General features: G+C 44.4%; 16 protein-coding genes. 7 read left to right on the forward strand and 9 right to left on the reverse strand.

Features of this window, described 5'->3' with window-relative positions; genetic code table 11:
• Window positions 1-198: 198 nt before the first annotated feature.
• The gene (locus PluTT01m_RS07335) at window positions 199-1,731 is read left to right on the forward strand and encodes a multivesicular body subunit 12 (protein ID WP_011145721.1); all 1,533 of its coding nucleotides are present in this window, start codon (window positions 199-201) and stop codon (window positions 1,729-1,731) included.
• 265 nt (window positions 1,732-1,996) lie between these two features.
• On the opposite strand, the gene kdpE is transcribed toward PluTT01m_RS07335, so the two are convergent.
• The 8 genes from kdpE to PluTT01m_RS07375 all read right to left on the reverse strand — a co-directional run bounded on the left by kdpE (window position 1,997) and on the right by PluTT01m_RS07375 (window position 11,809).
• Complete coding sequence (kdpE, locus tag PluTT01m_RS07340; protein WP_011145722.1) at window positions 1,997-2,689, reverse strand: two-component system response regulator KdpE; 693 nt, start codon at window positions 2,687-2,689, stop codon at window positions 1,997-1,999.
• Window positions 2,686-5,379, reverse strand: coding sequence for a two-component system sensor histidine kinase KdpD (kdpD, locus tag PluTT01m_RS07345; RefSeq protein WP_011145723.1), 2,694 nt, complete (start codon window positions 5,377-5,379; stop codon window positions 2,686-2,688). Before kdpD ends, kdpE begins: the two co-directional genes overlap by 4 nt.
• Window positions 5,380-5,387: 8 nt before the next feature.
• Entirely contained in the window at window positions 5,388-5,969 is a 582-nt protein-coding gene (gene kdpC, locus PluTT01m_RS07350) for a potassium-transporting ATPase subunit KdpC (RefSeq protein WP_011145724.1), read from the reverse strand.
• 11 nt (window positions 5,970-5,980) lie between these two features.
• Entirely contained in the window at window positions 5,981-8,047 is a 2,067-nt protein-coding gene (gene kdpB / locus PluTT01m_RS07355; RefSeq protein ID WP_011145725.1) for a potassium-transporting ATPase subunit KdpB, read from the reverse strand.
• A 20-nt stretch (window positions 8,048-8,067) separates the two neighbouring features.
• Entirely contained in the window at window positions 8,068-9,774 is a 1,707-nt protein-coding gene (kdpA, locus tag PluTT01m_RS07360; protein WP_011145726.1) for a potassium-transporting ATPase subunit KdpA, read from the reverse strand.
• Entirely contained in the window at window positions 9,775-9,864 is a 90-nt protein-coding gene (gene kdpF, locus PluTT01m_RS07365) for a K(+)-transporting ATPase subunit F (protein WP_041379999.1), read from the reverse strand.
• 410 nt (window positions 9,865-10,274) lie between these two features.
• Window positions 10,275-11,300: an IS630-like element ISPlu19 family transposase gene (locus PluTT01m_RS07370; RefSeq protein ID WP_011144720.1), complete on the reverse strand. Its 1,026-nt coding sequence runs from the start codon at window positions 11,298-11,300 to the stop codon at window positions 10,275-10,277.
• Window positions 11,301-11,428: 128 nt separating this feature from the next.
• Window positions 11,429-11,809, reverse strand: a complete 381-nt coding sequence (locus tag PluTT01m_RS07375) for a hypothetical protein (protein WP_011145727.1) — start codon at window positions 11,807-11,809, stop codon at window positions 11,429-11,431.
• 518 nt (window positions 11,810-12,327) lie between these two features.
• On the opposite strand from PluTT01m_RS07375, the gene PluTT01m_RS07385 reads away from it, so the two are divergent.
• Window positions 12,328-12,537 carry a YbfA family protein gene (locus tag PluTT01m_RS07385; RefSeq protein WP_011145728.1) on the forward strand — a complete coding sequence of 70 codons (210 nt, stop codon included), beginning with the start codon at window positions 12,328-12,330 and terminating at the stop codon, window positions 12,535-12,537.
• A gap of 66 nt (window positions 12,538-12,603) precedes the next feature.
• Window positions 12,604-13,347 carry a type 2 GTP cyclohydrolase I gene (locus PluTT01m_RS07390; RefSeq protein WP_011145729.1) on the forward strand — a complete coding sequence of 248 codons (744 nt, stop codon included), beginning with the start codon at window positions 12,604-12,606 and terminating at the stop codon, window positions 13,345-13,347.
• A gap of 352 nt (window positions 13,348-13,699) precedes the next feature.
• On the opposite strand, the gene PluTT01m_RS07395 is transcribed toward PluTT01m_RS07390, so the two are convergent.
• On the reverse strand, window positions 13,700-14,983 hold the full coding sequence (locus tag PluTT01m_RS07395; protein ID WP_011145730.1) for a citrate synthase: 1,284 nt from the start codon (window positions 14,981-14,983) through the stop codon (window positions 13,700-13,702).
• Between the two features lie 870 nt (window positions 14,984-15,853).
• Between PluTT01m_RS07395 and sdhC the strand changes: the two genes are divergently transcribed.
• The 4 genes from sdhC to PluTT01m_RS07415 are packed head-to-tail and all read left to right on the forward strand — an operon-like array spanning window position 15,854 to window position 19,104.
• Window positions 15,854-16,243: a succinate dehydrogenase cytochrome b556 subunit gene (gene sdhC / locus PluTT01m_RS07400; RefSeq protein WP_058589169.1), complete on the forward strand. Its 390-nt coding sequence runs from the start codon at window positions 15,854-15,856 to the stop codon at window positions 16,241-16,243.
• A complete protein-coding gene (gene sdhD, locus PluTT01m_RS07405; protein WP_011145732.1) occupies window positions 16,237-16,584 on the forward strand; it encodes a succinate dehydrogenase membrane anchor subunit in 348 nt (115 codons plus the stop codon). Before sdhC ends, sdhD begins: the two co-directional genes overlap by 7 nt.
• Entirely contained in the window at window positions 16,585-18,351 is a 1,767-nt protein-coding gene (sdhA, locus tag PluTT01m_RS07410; RefSeq protein WP_011145733.1) for a succinate dehydrogenase flavoprotein subunit, read from the forward strand.
• A gap of 36 nt (window positions 18,352-18,387) precedes the next feature.
• The gene (locus PluTT01m_RS07415; protein WP_011145734.1) at window positions 18,388-19,104 is read left to right on the forward strand and encodes a succinate dehydrogenase iron-sulfur subunit; all 717 of its coding nucleotides are present in this window, start codon (window positions 18,388-18,390) and stop codon (window positions 19,102-19,104) included.
• Window positions 19,105-19,286: the final 182 nt, after the last annotated feature.

The following is a 19,286-nucleotide window of genomic DNA, read 5'->3' on the forward strand; positions in this document are numbered from 1 at the left end:
TCATCGACAATGATTGATATTTTAGATGAGCTGAATGGCATCTATTTCAGGATACATATGCCATTATTTTCATGATCACTTTGTTGATATTTCTCACTTCTACTCTATTCTTTTTTATAGGTATGAAATTCTGAACCCTCATCAAGAATGCGGCGATAGCTATTGTCAATTTATTCCCTATCAATATGAGGTTCCATTATGTCTAACGATAAAACAGGAAAATCACTAGAACAGGAAAACAGCGAAAGAGATGTCGAAATACGTGACCGAAATTATTTTCGAAAATTGTCCCTATTCGATGATACTGTTATAGCTGGTGCTGAAATGATCGGCACAAGTTATGATGTTTTTGGTAAGTATTGTAATGTGGGAAGTTGTATGAATTCGCTTTTCGATGAGCGAAAAATCAATGCCAGTGAAGATAATTTCAAGAAGGTCACTATTCTCGGCAAAACCCTAAAAGTCCCCTATTATATCGATTGTTATAGTGTCGGGGATTTAAAATATACCAATGCATCAGGCGAATCTATTGAGTCATATCAAAGCAATATTTCCAGTAAAAGCCGCATTAAAGGTAACTATTTATTCTTTAGTGCCTCACTGAAAGTCGATTTTGATACGGATAGTCTGACGGATTTTGAAAATGCGTTTTCCCGCATTCAGTATACTTATGATCTCTATATACTTAAAAGTTCAGCAGAAGCACTAAAAGAGTTTCTTAAAGAGAGTGTTAAAACAGCCCTTGATAAGGCGGATACTGAGGAGGATATGAATGACCTATTTAATACTTGGGGTTCTCACTTTCTGAGTGGCGTGGTCATGGGCGGCTGTGCGCAATATTCATCATCTACGAACAAATATACGTCGAATCTAACAAACTCTTTTGATGTGGTTGCCGCAGCCTCATTTGCGGGATTTATCGGTCTCTCTGCTCGTACAGGAAATTCATTTATGGAGGATATAAAGAAATTTCGTTCAGCATCCAATATAAAAACCCACGCCATTGGCGGTGACTTATCTCGATTTGATCCTTTTGGTGGCGCTACAAGTGCAGATCAACCTTCCGCAGAAGAAATAGCCGCAGCGAAAAAAGCCTTTGAAGACTGGAAAGCCAGTGTGCCCAATGCCCCTGAATTAGTTAACTTTGCAGATTCCAACCCCTTGACGGGGATTTGGGAACTGTGTTCAGACAGAACACAAAAGGCCAAGCTTAAAAAGCATTTTGAAACTGTCTGGGCTCCGGCGGAGTCTGCTAAACGACGTGTGCATGCGGATTATATTGATGAGATTATTATTGGAATCAATAATACTAACACCCCTCCTGAAGGGTATATTGGATTAAAATCCACTAAAGACGAAAATCTGAATAGTAAGGGTAATATTTGTCTTTTTATGCATAAAGCAAAATATGATCCCAATATCGATAATAAGGATTGTATCACTGAATTAAAGTTCATCACTGTAAGAGATAAAAGTCCGGAGGGAGATTGGGTTAAAATCCCTCAAGATATTTATATCTCACCCAATCAATATTTATATTTGTGTTACTTACCAGCGAAATATTCCGCCGAGAAGGCGATAAAGGACATTCAATTGTTATGCAGCAGTTGTGGTTCCAGCATGATACTTCCTTATGGATATAACGATGTCTTAGATGAAAGAGGTGAGAGAGCTAACGCTACTGAGGATGATAATGTTCATTATCTTATCTATAGCGCTGGGTGGAAATGAAAAATATGAATAGGTGAGTTTTAGCCATTTGGAAATCGCTGAAAACAGCGTTATCTTTGGGGGAATTTATTTCCCCTTTATTAATTTAAAATATTCCCACCTCGCGATCTATATATTTGTTCAAATGTTGTCGTTATTGTGAGTTTGAGCACCAGTAAATAGCAGCTAATATGCACCGAAAAACGCAATACATAAATGCAGGTTTGCGATATTTCAAACTCAAGTTGCTGCAACTAGAATCTTGTGACTTAGCGGCGGGGGCAAGTTAAGGCATAAACCGATAACCAATGCCGGTTTCAGTCAATAAATGTTTTGGTCTGGTTGGGTCGGTTTCTAATTTTTGTCGTAAATGCCCCATATAAATCCGTAAATAATGGTTGTGTTCAACATAATTAGGGCCCCAAACTTGGTTGAGTAATTGGCGTTGGGTGAGTACTTTACCGCTATTCGCTAATAATTCACCGAGTAACCGGAATTCAATCGGGGTGAGATGCAGTTCTTCATCGTTTTTAGTGATTCGGCGGTTAACCAGATCGACAACCACATCAGAAAAATGAACGATCGATTCTTCTCTGTTGGTTCTGGCAAAACGACGTAAGGCAACCCGGACTCTTGCCAATAGCTCACTGATGCCAAAGGGTTTACTCAGATAATCATCTGCGCCGACATCCAAGGCCGCAACTTTATCCGCTTCTTTATCACGGGCAGAGAGAACAATAACGGGAATTGCGCTCCATTGGCGCAGATCGCGGATTAGGTTAATACCGTCACCATCCGGCAATCCCAAATCAAGAATAATTAAGTCAGGCTTACGGGTTCCCGCTTCAATCAGGCCCCATTTCAGTGTATCACTGTCAAATACGCGATAGCCTTCACCTTCCAACGCTAGCCGGACAAAGCGTCGGATCTCTTTTTCATCTTCAATAATCAAGATGGTGTTATTGTTGGTAATAATCACATCTCCTCAGTAATAATTTCTGGCGGTTTCTCTAACGGTAGAACAAAGTGAAAACTTGCTCCACCTTTTTCGTTATTGCTCGCCCAAATCTTTCCTTGGTGAATTTCAATAATTGCCCGGCAAATTGCCAATCCAAGGCCCACGCCGGGAATAGCAGATTCTTTACGAGCGCGGGAGAATTTATCGAAAATTAACTGTTCTTGTTCCGGCGGAATGCCTTTGCCTGCATCCCAAACTTCAATATGAATTTGATTTTTTTCTGTTGTCGCTTTAATACCTAATGGTATTTGTTCATCGGTATATTTAATTGCGTTTTCCAACAGGTTGATAAATACCCGCTCCAGTAAACTGGCATCACAATGCAACAGTAAATCCGATGGCAGGGAAACCGCGACGGGATGACGGTTGAGTGCATATTCCAGCGAACGTAAGGTACTGCCGACGATCTCTTCCAGCGATTGCCATTCCAGATTGAGCTGAATGCCTCCCGATTGGATACGCGCCATGTCCAGTAAGTTATTAACCAGACGGGAAGTGCTGAGAATTTGTTGGCGGATCTGATTCACCTGTTTGGTATGTGGAGAACCTTCGGCAGAGAGATCCAACATCAGGATTTCCGCTTGTCCGAATAGGACGGTCAGCGGTGTGCGTAAATCGTGAGACAGGGCCGCCAGAAGCGAGTTACGTAACTGTTCCCTTTCTGTATCCAATTTGGCGGATTCTGCCCGGCGTGAGAGTTGTAATCTTTCCAGCGCATTGGCGATCAGGCCGGTAAATGTTTGCAGCAATCGCTGTTGTTCAGGGATCAGTAACTGGCGCAAATAGGAGGGCTCAATAGCCAATACCGCCAGTGTTTGAGAAGGTGTGGCGATAGGCTGTAGTTGGTAAGGTACGCTAGGTAGCGTATCTGTTCCCGCTCCGGCCGGCAGGTTTTTATCAAAACTCCATTTTGCAATGGCATCATCAATCAGCATGTGACCGCCATTATTGGTCGTCAGTTGATATAAATTGCCATCGTCGTTGGGTAAAAAGAGGCCAGTTTTAGCTTGAAAACCATTAGTAAGAAAGTGGTAGCTGGTGCGGGCAATATCTTCTTCATTCAGCGCTCGGCTCAGTTCACGGGTCATTTCATAGAGATTGCGGGTTCGTTGTTCGCGGTAACGGGCAATTCGCGCCTGATATCTCATTCCTGCTGTTAAGTTTCCGACGACGACGCCCACTATCAGCATGACACTAAAAGTCAGCAGGTACTGCATATCGGTAACAGCAAGAGACCAATGAGGCTGTACAAAGAAGATATCGAAACTAATGACATTAATAAAAGCAGCAAAGATTGATGGTCGGCGTCCGTAAAATAGCGCAATGACGACGACGCCAAGCAGGTAAAGCGTGACAAGATTGGCTTTATCAAGGGTCAGTAAAAACGTTCGGGAGAACAAGGTGATAAGTGTACAGAGCGCAATCGCGATCAGGCAGCCCTGAATCTGTACTCGCCATTTTTCACTCACAGAGCGGTTGTCTTGTTCTTTATCCCAGTGGCTGCGTTCTTCTAATGCGACAATCACCAGATCCAAATCTGGCCCTAGTTTCCCTAGTCGGTCAGCAAAACCTGAACGCCATTGCCAGCCAAACAGTTTCTGTTTGGATGTACAGCGGCGGCCTATCAGAATCTTGCCGAGGTTATGTTCTCTGGCATAACGTAATACCGCTTTTTCTTTGTTTGGATCAGAAAGCGTCGCGGTTTCAGCCCCCAATTCATGCGCTAATCTGAGCGCTTTTAAGATGGAGCGCCGTTTACCTTCGGGTAGTTGGTACAGTTTTGGGGTTTCAACGTAGATTGCATGCCAGATACAGCCTAATCGGGCCGCAAGGCGAGCGGCAGTGCGGATGAGCTTTTCATTACCTGAGCTGTTACCAATGCATAGTAGAAGATTATCACGGGTATGCCAGACCGGTTCATGCCCTTGTGTGTCGCGGAAAGCACGCATTTGATCATCAACCCGATCAGCCGTCCGGCGCAAAGCCAGTTCCCGCAATGCAATCAAATTACCTTTGCGAAAAAAATGTTCAATAGCACGTTCTGCCTGGCTAGGAATATAGACTTTACCTTCATTGAGCCGCTGGCGCAGATCATCCGGGGGCAGATCAACTAAGACAATTTCATTCGCTTGATCAAAGATATGATCAGGAATGGTTTCCCTGACCCGGATACCGGTAATATCCCCCACAACATCATTGAGGCTTTCCAGATGCTGAACGTTGATGGTAGTCAGTACATCTATGCCAGCTTCAAGCAGTTCTTCAACGTCTTGCCAGCGTTTGGGATGACGGTTGGTGTGAGGATTACTGAATGCCAACTCATCCATCAAAATGATGGCCGGGTGGCGGGCAATGGCAGCATCAAGATCAAAGACGCTGATTTTGCGCCGTCGGTAGTAGATCTGCTTCAGTGGCAGTTGTGGCAGACCATCAAGTAAAGCGGCAGTTCCTTGCCGCTCATGGGTTTCTACCACGCCGATAACCACATCCAGTCCTTGAGCACGCAATCTTTGCGCTTCCTGCAACATGGCATAGGTTTTTCCGACGCCAGCGCAGGCACCGAAAAATATCTTTAATTTACCGCGCTGTTTCTCATTAACCAGTGTCAGTAATTCATCAGGGTCAGGGCGCTGTGGTTCGTGTTGATCCATATTCAGCCTTACTGTTTTTTCTCTGGTAAATTATCAAGGGCAAGATTAAGTTTTAACACATTAATTACGGGCTCACCGAGGAATTCCGATGGGGGGTGCTCAATATTATCCCTGATTAATTGTTTTATCACTTTAATCGGTAAATGGCGTGCATCAGCGACTCTCTGTGCTTGAAAGTCAGCGGCGGCGGGTGAAATGTGAGGATCAAGACCGCTTGCGGATGCGGTGACCAGATCAACCGGCACAGGTATATCAGGTTGACGATTAAATTGACGCAGTTGTTCAACTCTGCGTTTGATTTCATCATCCAATATCGGGTTGGTAGTCGCTAAATTACTGCCGCCAGAGGACAGGGTGTTATAGGGATAATCTACGGTAGCAGAAGGACGACCCTGAAAATAGATCGCTTTAGTAAAGGGTTGACCAATCAGCTCAGAGCCAACGGTTTGACCATCTTGTTTAACCATAGAGCCTTGGGCTTGATAAGGAAACATCAGTTCTGACAAACCTGTTGCCAGCAATGGATAAGCTACGCCGGTAATCAGTGTCAGAAATATCAACAACACAACAGAAGAACGTAACCAAATCATTTTCATCACCTTTATTTAAGTATCAGCAAAGTCAGCAACAGATCTATCAGTTTGATGCCGATGAAAGGCGCTATCAGACCACCCAGACCATAAATCCACAGGTTGCGGCGTAAAAGCGCTGATGCATTCATTGGGCGGTAGCTCACGCCTTTTAGCGCTAGCGGGATCAAGAAAACAATAATCAGTGCATTAAAGATAACGGTCGATAAAACCGCCGAAGTAGGCGAGTGCAGGTGCATGATATTCAAGATATTTAATTGTGGGTAAGTGACGGCAAATGCCGCGGGGATAATGGCAAAATATTTTGCGATATCATTGGCGATACTGAATGTGGTCAGAGAGCCGCGTGTCATCAACATCTGTTTACCAATATGGACAACTTCAATCAGTTTGGTTGGGTTGGAATCCAGATCCACCATATTGCCGGCTTCTTTGGCTGCTTGAGTGCCTGAATTCATAGCAACGGCAACATCGGCTTGAGCAAGAGCAGGGGCATCATTAGTGCCATCACCTGTCATGGCAACCAGACGGCCTTCGGATTGATATTGGCGGATCAGGGCTAGTTTGGCTTCGGGGGTAGCTTCCGCCAGAAAGTCATCAACTCCAGCTTCTGCGGCAATCGCAGCCGCGGTTAGACGATTATCGCCGGTAATCATAACGGTTTTGATTCCCATACGGCGCATTTCACTGAATCGCTCTTTAATGCCGCCTTTGACGATATCTTTTAGCGCGACAACGCCCAGTACCTGTTGATTTTCTGCGACAACCAGCGGAGTACCGCCTTTCCGCGCCACGGTCTGTACCAAAATTTCCACGGCTTCAGGGAATTTTCCGTGATTGGCTTCAATATGGCGGCGGATTGCATCGACAGCGCCTTTGCGGATCATGCGGTTTTCCACATTAACACCACTCATTCGAGTCATGGCAGAGAAAGGCACAAAAGTTGCGTTCAGTGAGCGCAGATCACGTTCACGCAGATTGAATCGCTGTTTTGCCAGAATGACAATGCTGCGGCCTTCTGGTGTTTCATCGGCTAAAGAAGAGAGTTGGGCGGCATCTGCCAGCCGCTGTTCTGTTATGCCAGGCACGGGCAGAAACTGAGAGGCTTGGCGATTTCCCAAAGTGATGGTGCCGGTTTTATCCAGTAGCAGCACATCCACATCACCCGCGGCTTCAACGGCGCGTCCGCTGGTGGCAATAACATTCGCACTTAGCATGCGGCTCATGCCTGCGACACCAATGGCAGAAAGTAAACCGCCAATAGTGGTAGGAATAAGACAGACTAATAACGCTATCAATACCGTGACAGTGATAGGTTGGCCAGAATGGTTAATCTCCACGCTGAATATTGAAAATGGCAGCAGAGTGACACACACCAATAGAAAGATAATTGTCAGCGCTGTCAACAGGATAGTCAGTGCGATCTCGTTTGGGGTTTTACGACGTTTAGCCCCTTCCACCATTGAAATCATGCGGTCAAGAAACGTTTCACCGGGATTAACTGAACATTCGACCACCAGCCAGTCAGATAGTACATGGGTGCCGCCGGTCACAGAGGAAAAATCACCGCCAGATTCGCGAATAACGGGGGCAGATTCTCCGGTGATGGCACTTTCGTCAACAGAAGCGCCACCTTCGATAACTTCACCATCGCAAGGGATGGTTTCACCGGCTTCAATAATGACGATATCCCCTTTGCGTAGGCTGTCAGAAGGGGCTTTCTCTCTGGAACCATTACGATTGGCTGAGTGTAGTTTAGTTGCCCAACTGGTTTTTCTTACCCCTTTAAGGCTGGCCGCCTGAGCTTTGCTTCTGCCTTCTGCCAGCGCTTCGGCAAAGTTAGCGAATAGCACGGTAAACCATAGCCATAAGGCAATGTTACCGGTGAACAAAGCATTTCCCTTAAATTGACCCGCTAACATGGCAATCCATAAAATGGTAGTTAATCCACTGCCTAGATAGACGACAAACATCACTGGGTTGCGCCATTGTGCAGCAGGATGACATTTTTTGACTGAATCCATCAGGGCATTACGAATCAAAACGGGTTCGAATAATGTTTGTTGTTTGTTGGTCATGGTATTCCTCTCTTTGGCGCTTACCGAGCCATTAGCCAGATTTGTAAATGTTCAATGACCGGGCCAAGGATAAGAGCCGGAATAAAAGTCAACGCACCGATTAGCATGATGGTTAAAATTAATAGACTGATAAACAGTGGGCCATAGGTGGGCAGTGTACCGTTGCTGGCAGGCTGGCGTTTTTTTACGGCCAACGAGCCGGCAATAGCAAGTACTGGCAGGATCATGCCAAAGCGACCCAAAAATAGGATGATGGCTAGCAACAAGTTGTAGAACATGTTGTTGGTATTGAGGCCGGCGAAAGCACTGCCATTATTGTTGGCAGTGGAGGAGAGGGCATAGAGCACTTCACTGAAACCGTGAGCGCCGGGGTTCAGAATACCGGCGCGTCCACTGGCAGTGGATATGGTAAGTGCCGTTCCTAAAAGAGCCAGTGTCGGGGTAACCAGAATCGCCAGTGCCACCATTTTCATCTCGAATACTTCGATTTTCTTACCGAGATATTCAGGCGCACGGCCTATCATTAAACCGGCGATAAAAACGGTTAGCAGAACGAACAGTAACATACCATATAAACCAGAACCCACACCGCCAAACACGACTTCGCCAATTTGTATCAACCACATTGGGATCATGCCGCCAAGCGCAGTGAAAGAATCATGCATGGCATTGACTGCGCCACAGGAAGCGGCGGTGGTTACGACGGCATAAATGGAGGTTGCGAGGATGCCAAAGCGATTCTCTTTACCTTCCATATTGATATTACTGTTGGCACCTAACAGACTGAAATGGAGATTCCCTTTCAGTTCGGCATACATGACGCCTACGGTGGCAATGACGAAGATGATGCTCATTGCCCACAATAGAGTGTGCCCTTGACGGTTATCACCAACCACTTGCCCAAAGGCAAAACAGAGTGCACAAGGGATCAAGAAGATAGACAATATTTGAATGAAATTGCTGATAGCAGTTGGATTTTCAAAGGGGTGTGATGAATTAGCCCCAAAGAATCCACCACCATTGGTTCCCAATAACTTGATGGCTTCCTGTGAAGCGACCGGGCCCATCGGGATCAATTGCGGTTGGCCTTCAATGGTATGAGCTAATTGATACGGCTCGAAATTCTGAATCACGCCCTGACTGACAAAAACTAGAGCGATAACCATAGACAGCGGTAATAGCAGATAAAGTGTGATACGTGTGATATCAACCCAAGCGTTTCCTGCGGTGTTGACACCGTGACGGGAAAATGTGCGTATCAACGCAAATGCCACCGCAATACCGGTCGCGGCAGAAAGAAAGTTCTGCACGGTTAGACCTGTCATTTGGCTAAAGTAACTTAGTGTGTTTTCTCCACTGTATGCCTGCCAATCGGTATTGGTGATAAAGCTGATGGCTGTATTCAGCGCTAGGTCCCATTTGAGCCCGGGGAAATGTTCAGGATTAAGGGGGAGGGCGTGTTGTGTGACTAAAAGCGTGAATAGCAGTAATAGTCCGGTTAGATTAAAAATAGTGATAGCTAATGCATATTGCCACCAGTTCATTTCTTTGACTGTGCCGCCAGGTTTCTGTAAGCCACAGCAACGCCAAAGGCCAGACTCTATTTTTGTTAGCCAGCGTGGAATATCACCGTCGATCAGGTTGGCGATAATATTTCCGAGTGGCTTTGCCAGTAGCATCAAAATCAGTAAGAAACTGGTGATCAATAAAAAAGCGGATGCTGCCATTTAAAAATCCTCCGCATGAAGTAGCGCGTAAATCAGATAAACCAGTAACAGGGCTACTAATAACGCGCCGGAAATGAAGAATATGCTCACTGCTTATCTCCTGAAAACTTGGATGGGTAAATACCCGTTATCTTTCAAGTTGCCTCTTTGTTGGCTGCACTCACTCACCCCAGTTACATAGTTATCTATGCTCCCGGGGATTCGCTCCCTTGCCGTCGCGATTCATCTTGAAATCCATTGGGTAAAGATTAGAGAAGGGGATGCAAAGAAGCTGATAAAAGAGTGAGGAGATGTGTAAAAAAAGTATAAAAATGGCAATAAAAGGAGGCCAAAGTCATTAGGGGGTTTTAAGGCTTTTAGCCAGAGCTTGTAACTGTTTTTGGTCCATCATTTCACTTGTTTTAGTTGATAAATCAAATATGCCAAAAACAGGCGATTACACAATTTAAATTACAGTTTCTTATTAGGATTTAAAAAATACGCTATATACCCAAGAAACTTCAAGATGCAGTTTTTAGCACCTGAAAATGGTCGTTAATTCTAGACATCAGCGAGTCCGCTATATCCGGTAGCGTTGTGGTGAAAAATTTGAAGACGTTGTCTCGAAATTCATGTTTATCCGCAAAATAACGGTTATTTCGAACCTGTTCATTCATGACCTTCCATAATCGCTCTATTGGGTTTAAATTTGGGCTATAGGGAGGAAGGTAATGTAACTCAATATTGCTAACATAAGCCCACTCCTTAACAAGATGAGCTTTGTTGTAACCCGCCCCATCCACAATAAGATGAATTTTTTGATGATAGTCAGGATAAGACTTTCTTATTTCATTGAAAAAACAGCAAATGTTGTAGTCATTGATGGTTTGATATTCCTGGAACACCGTACGACCAATGGCATTCAGGTTGAGCGCGCCCAATATATTCAGGCGAGTCCGGCTTCCTGTTGTTTTTACTGTTTTTTTCTCGCCTTTTCGCATCCAGCCATAACCGAGTTTGGTGCCTTGAGTCGGGTGAACAGCATCAAGAAAAAGGATGGGTTCGTCTTTCGCTGTGACTTTAAGATTCTCATAATATTCAATAAATTGTCGCTGTTTTTCTGCGTCGAATTTATGAGGGACGCCACAAGGTTTTTTATAAGAAAAACCCTGACGGTGTAGCCATTTATTCATGCCGGGAATGCTAAAGGTAATATTCCAGAGCTGAGCAACATAGGCCACGATTTCATGGGTGTGATGGAAAAGATGTTGAGATAAGTGATTGATTAAAAAATCAGTTTGTTCTTGAGAAAGCAAACTATCAGACCCCCCATTATCAGATTTAAGTTTACCTTGATTAAGGTAATCGCTGATATGACGGTTAACGGTCATTTCATGAAGACGCAGGGCCTGAGCGATCATCACTGAACTCCAGCCTTCAGAGGCCAGCAGGACCGCTTTGATGCGATCACACTCCCTCTTATCACGGCAGGTGTGATGGAGATGTTCAAGTTCGGCTTTTTGTTCATCGGTAATGAATATTTTCATAGCGAGGATAATGATCTCCATTTCGGATAAAATCAAGCATCTTCAATGATTACGGGTATATATGAATTGTTTAAAAAAATATTTAATTAATCTATGGTTTTTTTCGGGAAAAAAGCCATAGATTTTCATCAATTTAAAGAGTTGACTATTTCTTCAAATGTTATATTCGAATCTATTGCCTGATAGAAGCCATTTTCGACATGCATTGGCGTAATTATATTGGTATTTTTCAATATTGGTTTATTGTTAAAGAAAACAGATAGTTTTTTTCCTACGTTTTGCTTTATAAAAAGATTAAATGGTTTGCTACAATGAGAGTTATTTTTTACTTTGATGAAAATGGAATAGTAATTATCCCCTTTTTCCGGAAAAATTTCTTCTATACATAATGGAGTTAAATGAAAAGTTTCACCATTTGCTTTATAGTCAATAGAAAAAGCGTGTTTTTTGGAGACGCAGCCTGAAACATTTGTTATTAATATCAATAATATAACAGTTAATGCTTTCATCTTTCCTCCTATTATAGTTAATTCACAAGTATTCTGGGAAAACAGCATGGTGCAAAGGATGACATCATTTTTCCGTGCTCATATAATAATTATCAATGAAAATTATTATATTGGCAATCCTTGTTCTATTGCCAGAATCAAAAGGATATTTTCACATGGCTATTTCGTTAATTTCTTTATTTTTTTCAATAAGAATTATCTATTGAGTCTAGTTCTTTTCCTAAAGCAAAGTGAAATCGATGATTATAGGAATAGGATCAAGGATCATGAAAAAATTGACTCTGATTATCGTTGATCCCATTTTTACCAACTGTTAATAAAATGTTTGTAATATTACATTTTTATCATATTTTATGTAATAAAATTACATAAAATAGAAAATATAGCGACAATAACGGCTTAAAAGTGGTCTGATAAGTGGTAAATTTTCATTTTTTGCGATAAAATTTTAAACAATTTACAGATTGATTATTTTTAAGATCCTGCGGAAAAGTGGGATCATTTTAAGGAGGACTAATATGTCTTCATATCGTGAGTATCCTTGGTATCAAGTTCTTTTACGCCGTATTGGCGCTGTCACTTTCGGTATCCTGGCGTTTCCGGTTATGTTGTTTCGTCGTGATCGCGCCCGTTTTTACAGTTATTTGTATCGTGTATGGGTAAAAACCAGCGATAAGCCCGTATGGTTAAAACAGTCAGAGCAGGTTTTGGCAATCAAAAGTAGCTGACAACTGACAATTGGCGGCAGGTAACGGTATATTATTGTCATACAATCAATACACAGGACAAATATGATGCGTAATATTGAGCTGGAAAATGTCATTAACCAAGAGCTGAATGTTGGTGATTTTCAGGATTATGCCCCCAATGGTTTACAAGTTGAGGGGCGTGCTCATATTCAGCGAATTGTTACTGGTGTGACCGCTTGTCAGGCTTTATTGGATGAAGCGGTTCGCCTTCAGGCTGATGCTGTTATCGTCCATCATGGCTATTTCTGGAAAAATGAGCCGGCAGTGATTCGTGGTATGAAACGTAATCGCCTGAAAACGCTGCTCTGTAATGATATCAATTTATATGGTTATCATCTGCCCCTTGATGCCCATCCATCATTGGGAAATAACGTGCAATTGGCCCGTCTGATTAATGCGAAAGTGGTCGGGTTGGTTGAGCCATTCGTGCCGCATGGGGAATTTGAACAGCCAATAACACCGGTGGAGTTAGCTGCACGTATCGAACAGGCGCTGGGTCGCAAAGCGTTGTATGTCGGTGACAATGCACCCGCAGAGATTCGCAAGCTTGCTTGGTGTACCGGCGGTGGTCAGAGTTTTATTCAACAGGCGGCGGAATTTGGTGTTGATGCTTTTATTACCGGTGAAGTGTCAGAGCAGACGGTTCATATCGCCCGCGAAATGGGGCTGCATTTTTATGCGGCGGGTCATCATGCCACCGAACGTTATGGTATTAAGGCGTTGGGGGAGTGGTTGGCTGGTCATTATGGTCTGGATGTCACTTTTATCGATATTCCAAACCCGGTTTAATCACGTTTTCCTAAGACGGAAATAAACGAAGCCCACCAACGGCGGGCTTCAAAGCTTTTGACAGGCTTTTCATAACTAACGTTTTTTTGTCAATAACGTTATTCTATCCGATTCATAGAGCTGTGAATTTTGATCTTGGTGATCTCGCTACACACGCAAATAGAGGCTACGTTTGATAATTTAGAGAGTAAGTCGCTTGTACCTACTCTTGGATAACGAGCATACATAAGGAAGGTGATGAGATCAATTTTGACGGTGCTTTAAGCCGTACTCACCGAATAATCTTTCCAATTAAATAAAGCCCTAACGATTAAGTTAGAGCTCTGCCTTCTATCGTAATGGGATTTTATTATTATTTTTCAAGCTGGCTATCGAAATCACGTTTTGTGTAGCCGGTATAGAGTTGACGTGGGCGAGCGATTTTCACGCCACCATCATGCATTTCATTCCAGTGAGCGATCCAGCCGATAGTACGGGCAATGGCGAAAATAACAGTGAACATAGTGGATGGAATACCCATTGCTTTCAGGATAATGCCGGAGTAGAAATCCACGTTCGGATACAGTTTTTTCTCAATAAAATAAGGATCGTGCAGAGCGATACGTTCAAGTTCCATAGCAACTTCCAGCAGGCTGTCATTCAGGCCGAGTTCATCTAGCACTTCATGGCAGGTTTCACGCATGACGGTTGCACGAGGATCATAGTTTTTGTAAACGCGATGACCAAATCCCATCAGACGGAAAGCATCATTTTTATCTTTGGCGCGTTTAATGAATTCCGGAATATGTTCAACTGACTGAATTTCTTCCAACATACGCAGACAAGCTTCGTTTGCGCCGCCATGAGCGGGGCCCCAAAGAGAAGCGATACCTGCGGCAATACAGGCAAATGGGTTAGCGCCAGAAGAACCTGCGGTACGTACTGTTGAGGTAGATGCATTTTGTTCATGGTCCGCATGTAGGATAAAGATGCGATCCATAGCGCGTTCCAGTACTGGGTTCACTTTATACTCTTCACACGGCGTAGCGAACATCATGTTTAGGAAGTTGCCTGCATAGGAGAGATCATTGCGTGGATAAACGAATGGCTGACCGATAGAGTATTTGTAGCACATGGCGGCCACTGTCGGCATTTTTGACAGCAGGCGGTAGGCGGTAATGTCACGGTGACGTGGATTGTTCACGTCCAGAGCATCATGATAGAAAGCAGCCAGAGCGCCAGTAACACCACACAGTACGGCCATAGGATGCGAATCACGGCGGAAACCGTTGAACAGGCGATGGATCTGTTCGTGAATCATGGTGTGGCGGGTAATGGTTTTTTTGAATTTATCAAACTGTTCTTGTGTTGGTGTTTCACCATACAGCAGGATATAGCAGACTTCCAGATAAGTGGATTTTGTCGCTAGCTGGTCGATAGGGAAACCACGGTGCAGCAATACACCTTCGTTACCATCAATGTAAGTGATCTTGGATTCGCAAGATGCTGTGGAAGTAAAACCAGGATCGTAGGTATAGAAACCTTGGGAGCCGAGAGTACGAACGTCGATGACTTTGGACCCAAGGGTCGGTGTGAGCACGTCCAATTCAATAGCAACTGAACCGTCTGGGGCTAGAGTTGCTTTGTTATCTGCCATTACAGTCTCCTTAGCGCTTTCATTTTTATAACTCTTAACAACCACGGCAGAAAGACACCGTATAGAGTCTATCTTGTCAGGCTATTTTATCGACTATTCTTTGTCATCAAGAACGGGCTTGGACAGTGCTCTGACAAAAGCGGTCACTTTTGAATGCACTTTGGTGTGGCCAGCGCCGGTGAGCGATTTGTGGGTGAATCGCCTCTTACAGATTGTGCGCATACTCCGGTTGCTGTGCAATCTGTGTTCCCAATTTATTGACAAGAATGGTCTATACCTATGATGCCTGGTGGAATAGGTTCTTATACTGTGTCCCCTGACACTGTACTACCGGGGAAAAGCTGAAATCAGGCCAATATCACATTTAAGGCTGAAATCTCACCCCGGACGACAATGGTTTTCAGGTTGTTAGCGAATTTTTGAGAGTTATGTTTTATGCATTGACTACAAAAATGATTATGATTCGTGCGGACTACACAGTTACATAACTTTAGCTTTTCTTGAGGTCTTTCCTCTTACCAAAAATCAATCTCAAAAGTGTTTTCAACCATATATGTAAGATAAATGTTTAAAGTTTGTCAAACAAGATAATTAATTTTGTGCAATATGTTTGAATCGTGATCTTAATCACTGTTCAGTGGAAATGTAGCTAATCATATTGTGTTGGAATTGTAATAATAATGTGAAGCACATATACTGCCGCCAGGTCTCCGGATTACCCTGCTGTAGGAGCACCCAGCGTAACTAAATCACAACACTTTTTTAATCATGAAGGATCTATCGTTTGATTAAATGTTGTGTCTTTGTATCCTCTTATCGCTGTCTGATTTCCGCCCAGGTCCGGAGGAAGGAAAATAATAAAAGAGCTGTGTGGGCAAAATTGTGAAAAAACAAAGACCTGTCAACCTTGATTTGCAGACGATACACTTTCCAGTCTCTGCAATAGTCTCGATCTTGCACCGTGTCTCCGGCGTCATTACTTTCGTAGCAGTAGGAATTCTCCTCTGGTTGTTAGGAATGTCTCTATCCTCGCAAGAAGGGTTTCAGCAAGCCGCCGATATTATGACGGGATTTTTCGCTAAGTTTATTGTGTGGGGCATTCTGACTGCACTGGCTTACCATATCTGTGGTGGTGTCCGCCACATGCTGATGGATTTCGGCTACTTGGAAGAAAACTTAGCGGTTGGTAGTCTCTCTGCCAAAGTGGCAATCGGGATTGCTGTTATTCTGTCGATTCTGGCTGGAGTACTGGTATGGTAAGTAACGCATCTGCATTGGGTCGCACGGGTATCCATGATTGGCTATTATTGCGCGCGTCCGCAATGATTATTGTTTTATATGTTCTTTATATGCTGGGCTTTATCGTTACAACGCCGGATATCACTTATGAAGTCTGGCGGGGTTTCTTCGCCTCATCCATCACTAAAGTCTTCACTGTGCTGACACTGTTTTCCATTCTGGCTCACGCCTGGATTGGTATGTGGCAAGTACTCACTGACTATGTAAAGCCGCTGGCACTGCGTTTAATGCTGCAATTAGCGATTATCGTTGCACTGATGGCTTACTTGATTTACGGAACAATTGTGGTGTGGGGGGTATAGATGAAACTGCCAGTAAGAGAGTTTGATGCAGTCGTTATTGGTGCAGGTGGCGCTGGCATGCGCGCTGCGCTACAAATTTCACAAATGGGATTATCCTGTGCTTTGATTTCCAAAGTATTCCCAACCCGTTCTCATACTGTATCTGCGCAGGGGGGGATCACCGTTGCGTTGGGTAACTCCCATGACGATAACTGGGAATGGCACATGTATGACACGGTGAAAGGCTCCGACTATATCGGTGATCAGGATGCGATTGAGTACATGTGTAAGACCGGGCCCGAGGCCATTCTGGAACTGGAACACATGGGGTTGCCATTTTCGCGTTTGGATGACGGTCGTATTTATCAACGTCCATTCGGTGGCCAGTCAAAAAACTTTGGTGGTGAACAGGCTGCACGTACCGCTGCGGCGGCAGACCGTACCGGTCATGCCCTGTTGCATACGCTGTATCAGCAGAACTTAAAAAATCACACCACTATTTTTTCTGAATGGTATTCGTTGGATCTGGTTAAAAATCAGGATGGCACTATTGTTGGTTGTACTGCGATCTCTATTGAAACCGGTGAAGTGGTTTATTTCAAAGCGAAGGCAACGATTCTGGCAACGGGTGGTGCCGGTCGTATTTATCAATCAACCACTAACGCCCACATTAACACCGGTGATGGTGTAGGTATGGCGCTGCGTGCGGGTGTACCTGTACAGGATATGGAAATGTGGCAATTCCACCCAACCGGTATTGCCGGAGCAGGTGTTCTGGTAACAGAAGGCTGCCGTGGTGAAGGTGGTTATTTGCTGAATAAAGATGGCGAGCGCTTTATGGAGCGTTACGCGCCAAATGCTAAAGATCTGGCTGGTCGTGATGTCGTGGCACGTTCCATTATGATCGAAATCCGCGAAGGCCGTGGTTGTGAAGGTCCTTGGGGTCCTCATGCCAAGCTGAAATTGGATCATTTGGGCAAAGAGGTGCTGGAATCTCGTCTGCCGGGCATTCTTGAGTTATCCCGTACTTTCGCCCACGTTGACCCAGTAAAAGAACCTATCCCGGTTATTCCAACTTGCCACTATATGATGGGAGGAATCCCAACTAAAGTGACCGGTCAGGCTCTGATGGTTAACGAAAACGGTGAAGATGTGGTTATTCCGGGTCTGTTTGCTGTCGGTGAAATTGCCTGTGTATCGGTTCATGGCGCAAACCGTTTGGGGGGGAACTCGCTGTTGGACTTAGTGGTGTTTGGCCGTTCTGCCGGTTTGCACCTGAAAGAATCGTTGATGGAACAAGGGACTAGCCGCGAAGCCAGCGAATCGGATATTGAAATATCTTTGCAACGTCTGAACCGTTGGAATAGTACCCGTACGGGTGAAGATCCGGTTAAAATTCGTAAAGATTTGCAAGCGTGTATGCAGAACAACTTCTCGGTATTCCGTGAAGGTGATGCAATGGCGAAAGGGCTGGAGGAACTTAAAGTTATCCGTGAACGCTTGAAGAGTGCGCGTCTGGATGATACTTCCTCAGAGTTCAATACTCAGAGAATTGAGTGTCTGGAGCTTGATAACCTGATGGAGACGGCATTTTCTACGGCTGCTGCTGCTAATTTCCGTACTGAAAGCCGTGGTGCTCACAGCCGTTTCGACTATCCGGACCGTGATGATGCGAACTGGTTATGTCATACCCTCTATCTACCGCAAACTGAGACCATGACTCGTCGTGATGTCAACATGCAGCCAAAGCTGCGTGAAGCATTCCCGCCGAAAGCGCGTACTTACTAATGAGTTGCTGGTAATCCAGTTGCGGAGGAATAGATTATGAAACTTGAATTTTCGATTTATCGTTACAACCCGGATGTTGACAGCGCTCCTCATATGCAGGATTACACGCTGGAAGCAGAAGAAGGGCGTGACATGATGTTGCTGGATGCGTTAATCCAGCTTAAAGAACAGGACCCAACACTCTCTTTCCGTCGTTCTTGCCGTGAAGGTGTTTGTGGTTCTGACGGCCTCAACATGAATGGTAAAAATGGTCTGGCTTGTATTACGCCTGTTTCGGCTTTGCGGCGTGGTAGCAAGAAAATTGTTATCCGTCCGTTGCCAGGTTTGCCGGTTATTCGTGATTTGGTGGTCGATATGGGGCAATTCTATGCGCAATATGAGAAGATTCGCCCATATTTGCTGAATGACGGTAAAAACCCACCGGCACGTGAACATTTGCAGTCACCTGCGCAAAGGGAAAAACTCGATGGTCTGTACGAGTGTATTCTGTGTGCTTGTTGTTCAACTTCCTGTCCGTCATTCTGGTGGAATCCTGATAAATTTATTGGGCCTGCGGGCTTACTGGCAGCATATCGCTTCCTGATTGACAGCCGTGATACTGAAACGGCTTCACGATTAGATAAGCTGAATGATGCTTTCAGTGTTTTCCGCTGCCATAGCATCATGAATTGTGTCAGTGTGTGCCCTAAGGGGTTGAATCCAACAAAAGCTATAGGCCATATTAAGTCTATGTTGCTAAAGCATAGTGCGTAATAGGTCCTGCCCTCCGCGAGATTTTCTCCGTGGAGGGCACAAAGAATTGAAGAGTATGAGTTGCCAACTGCTAATGATGACAAAAGCTTGAAGTGAGGAACCTTTAAAAACGGTTAGGCGGTTTTTAAAGGTTCCTTGAAGGGTTCCTAAACCCAAAAGAGAACATGCATAAAGCACGTCCA

This window comes from Photorhabdus laumondii subsp. laumondii (assembly GCF_003343245.1).
In the GTDB taxonomy this organism is placed as follows: domain Bacteria; phylum Pseudomonadota; class Gammaproteobacteria; order Enterobacterales; family Enterobacteriaceae; genus Photorhabdus; species Photorhabdus laumondii.

Excerpts from the sequence above, each read along its gene's own strand:
- sdhA (WP_011145733.1), top strand. The coding sequence starts at position 16,585 with ATGAAACTGCCAGTAAGAGAGTTTGATGCAGTCGTTATTGGTGCAGGT.
- PluTT01m_RS07335 (WP_011145721.1), top strand. The coding sequence starts at position 199 with ATGTCTAACGATAAAACAGGAAAATCACTAGAACAGGAAAACAGCGAA.
- PluTT01m_RS07390 (WP_011145729.1), top strand. The coding sequence starts at position 12,604 with ATGCGTAATATTGAGCTGGAAAATGTCATTAACCAAGAGCTGAATGTT.
- PluTT01m_RS07370 (WP_011144720.1), bottom strand. The coding sequence starts at position 11,300 with ATGAAAATATTCATTACCGATGAACAAAAAGCCGAACTTGAACATCTC.
- kdpD (WP_011145723.1), bottom strand. The coding sequence starts at position 5,379 with ATGGATCAACACGAACCACAGCGCCCTGACCCTGATGAATTACTGACA.
- PluTT01m_RS07415 (WP_011145734.1), top strand. The coding sequence starts at position 18,388 with ATGAAACTTGAATTTTCGATTTATCGTTACAACCCGGATGTTGACAGC.
- PluTT01m_RS07395 (WP_011145730.1), bottom strand. The coding sequence starts at position 14,983 with ATGGCAGATAACAAAGCAACTCTAGCCCCAGACGGTTCAGTTGCTATT.
- PluTT01m_RS07385 (WP_011145728.1), top strand. The coding sequence starts at position 12,328 with ATGTCTTCATATCGTGAGTATCCTTGGTATCAAGTTCTTTTACGCCGT.
- kdpB (WP_011145725.1), bottom strand. The coding sequence starts at position 8,047 with ATGACCAACAAACAACAAACATTATTCGAACCCGTTTTGATTCGTAAT.
- sdhD (WP_011145732.1), top strand. The coding sequence starts at position 16,237 with ATGGTAAGTAACGCATCTGCATTGGGTCGCACGGGTATCCATGATTGG.
- kdpA (WP_011145726.1), bottom strand. The coding sequence starts at position 9,774 with ATGGCAGCATCCGCTTTTTTATTGATCACCAGTTTCTTACTGATTTTG.
- kdpC (WP_011145724.1), bottom strand. The coding sequence starts at position 5,969 with ATGATTTGGTTACGTTCTTCTGTTGTGTTGTTGATATTTCTGACACTG.
- PluTT01m_RS07375 (WP_011145727.1), bottom strand. The coding sequence starts at position 11,809 with ATGAAAGCATTAACTGTTATATTATTGATATTAATAACAAATGTTTCA.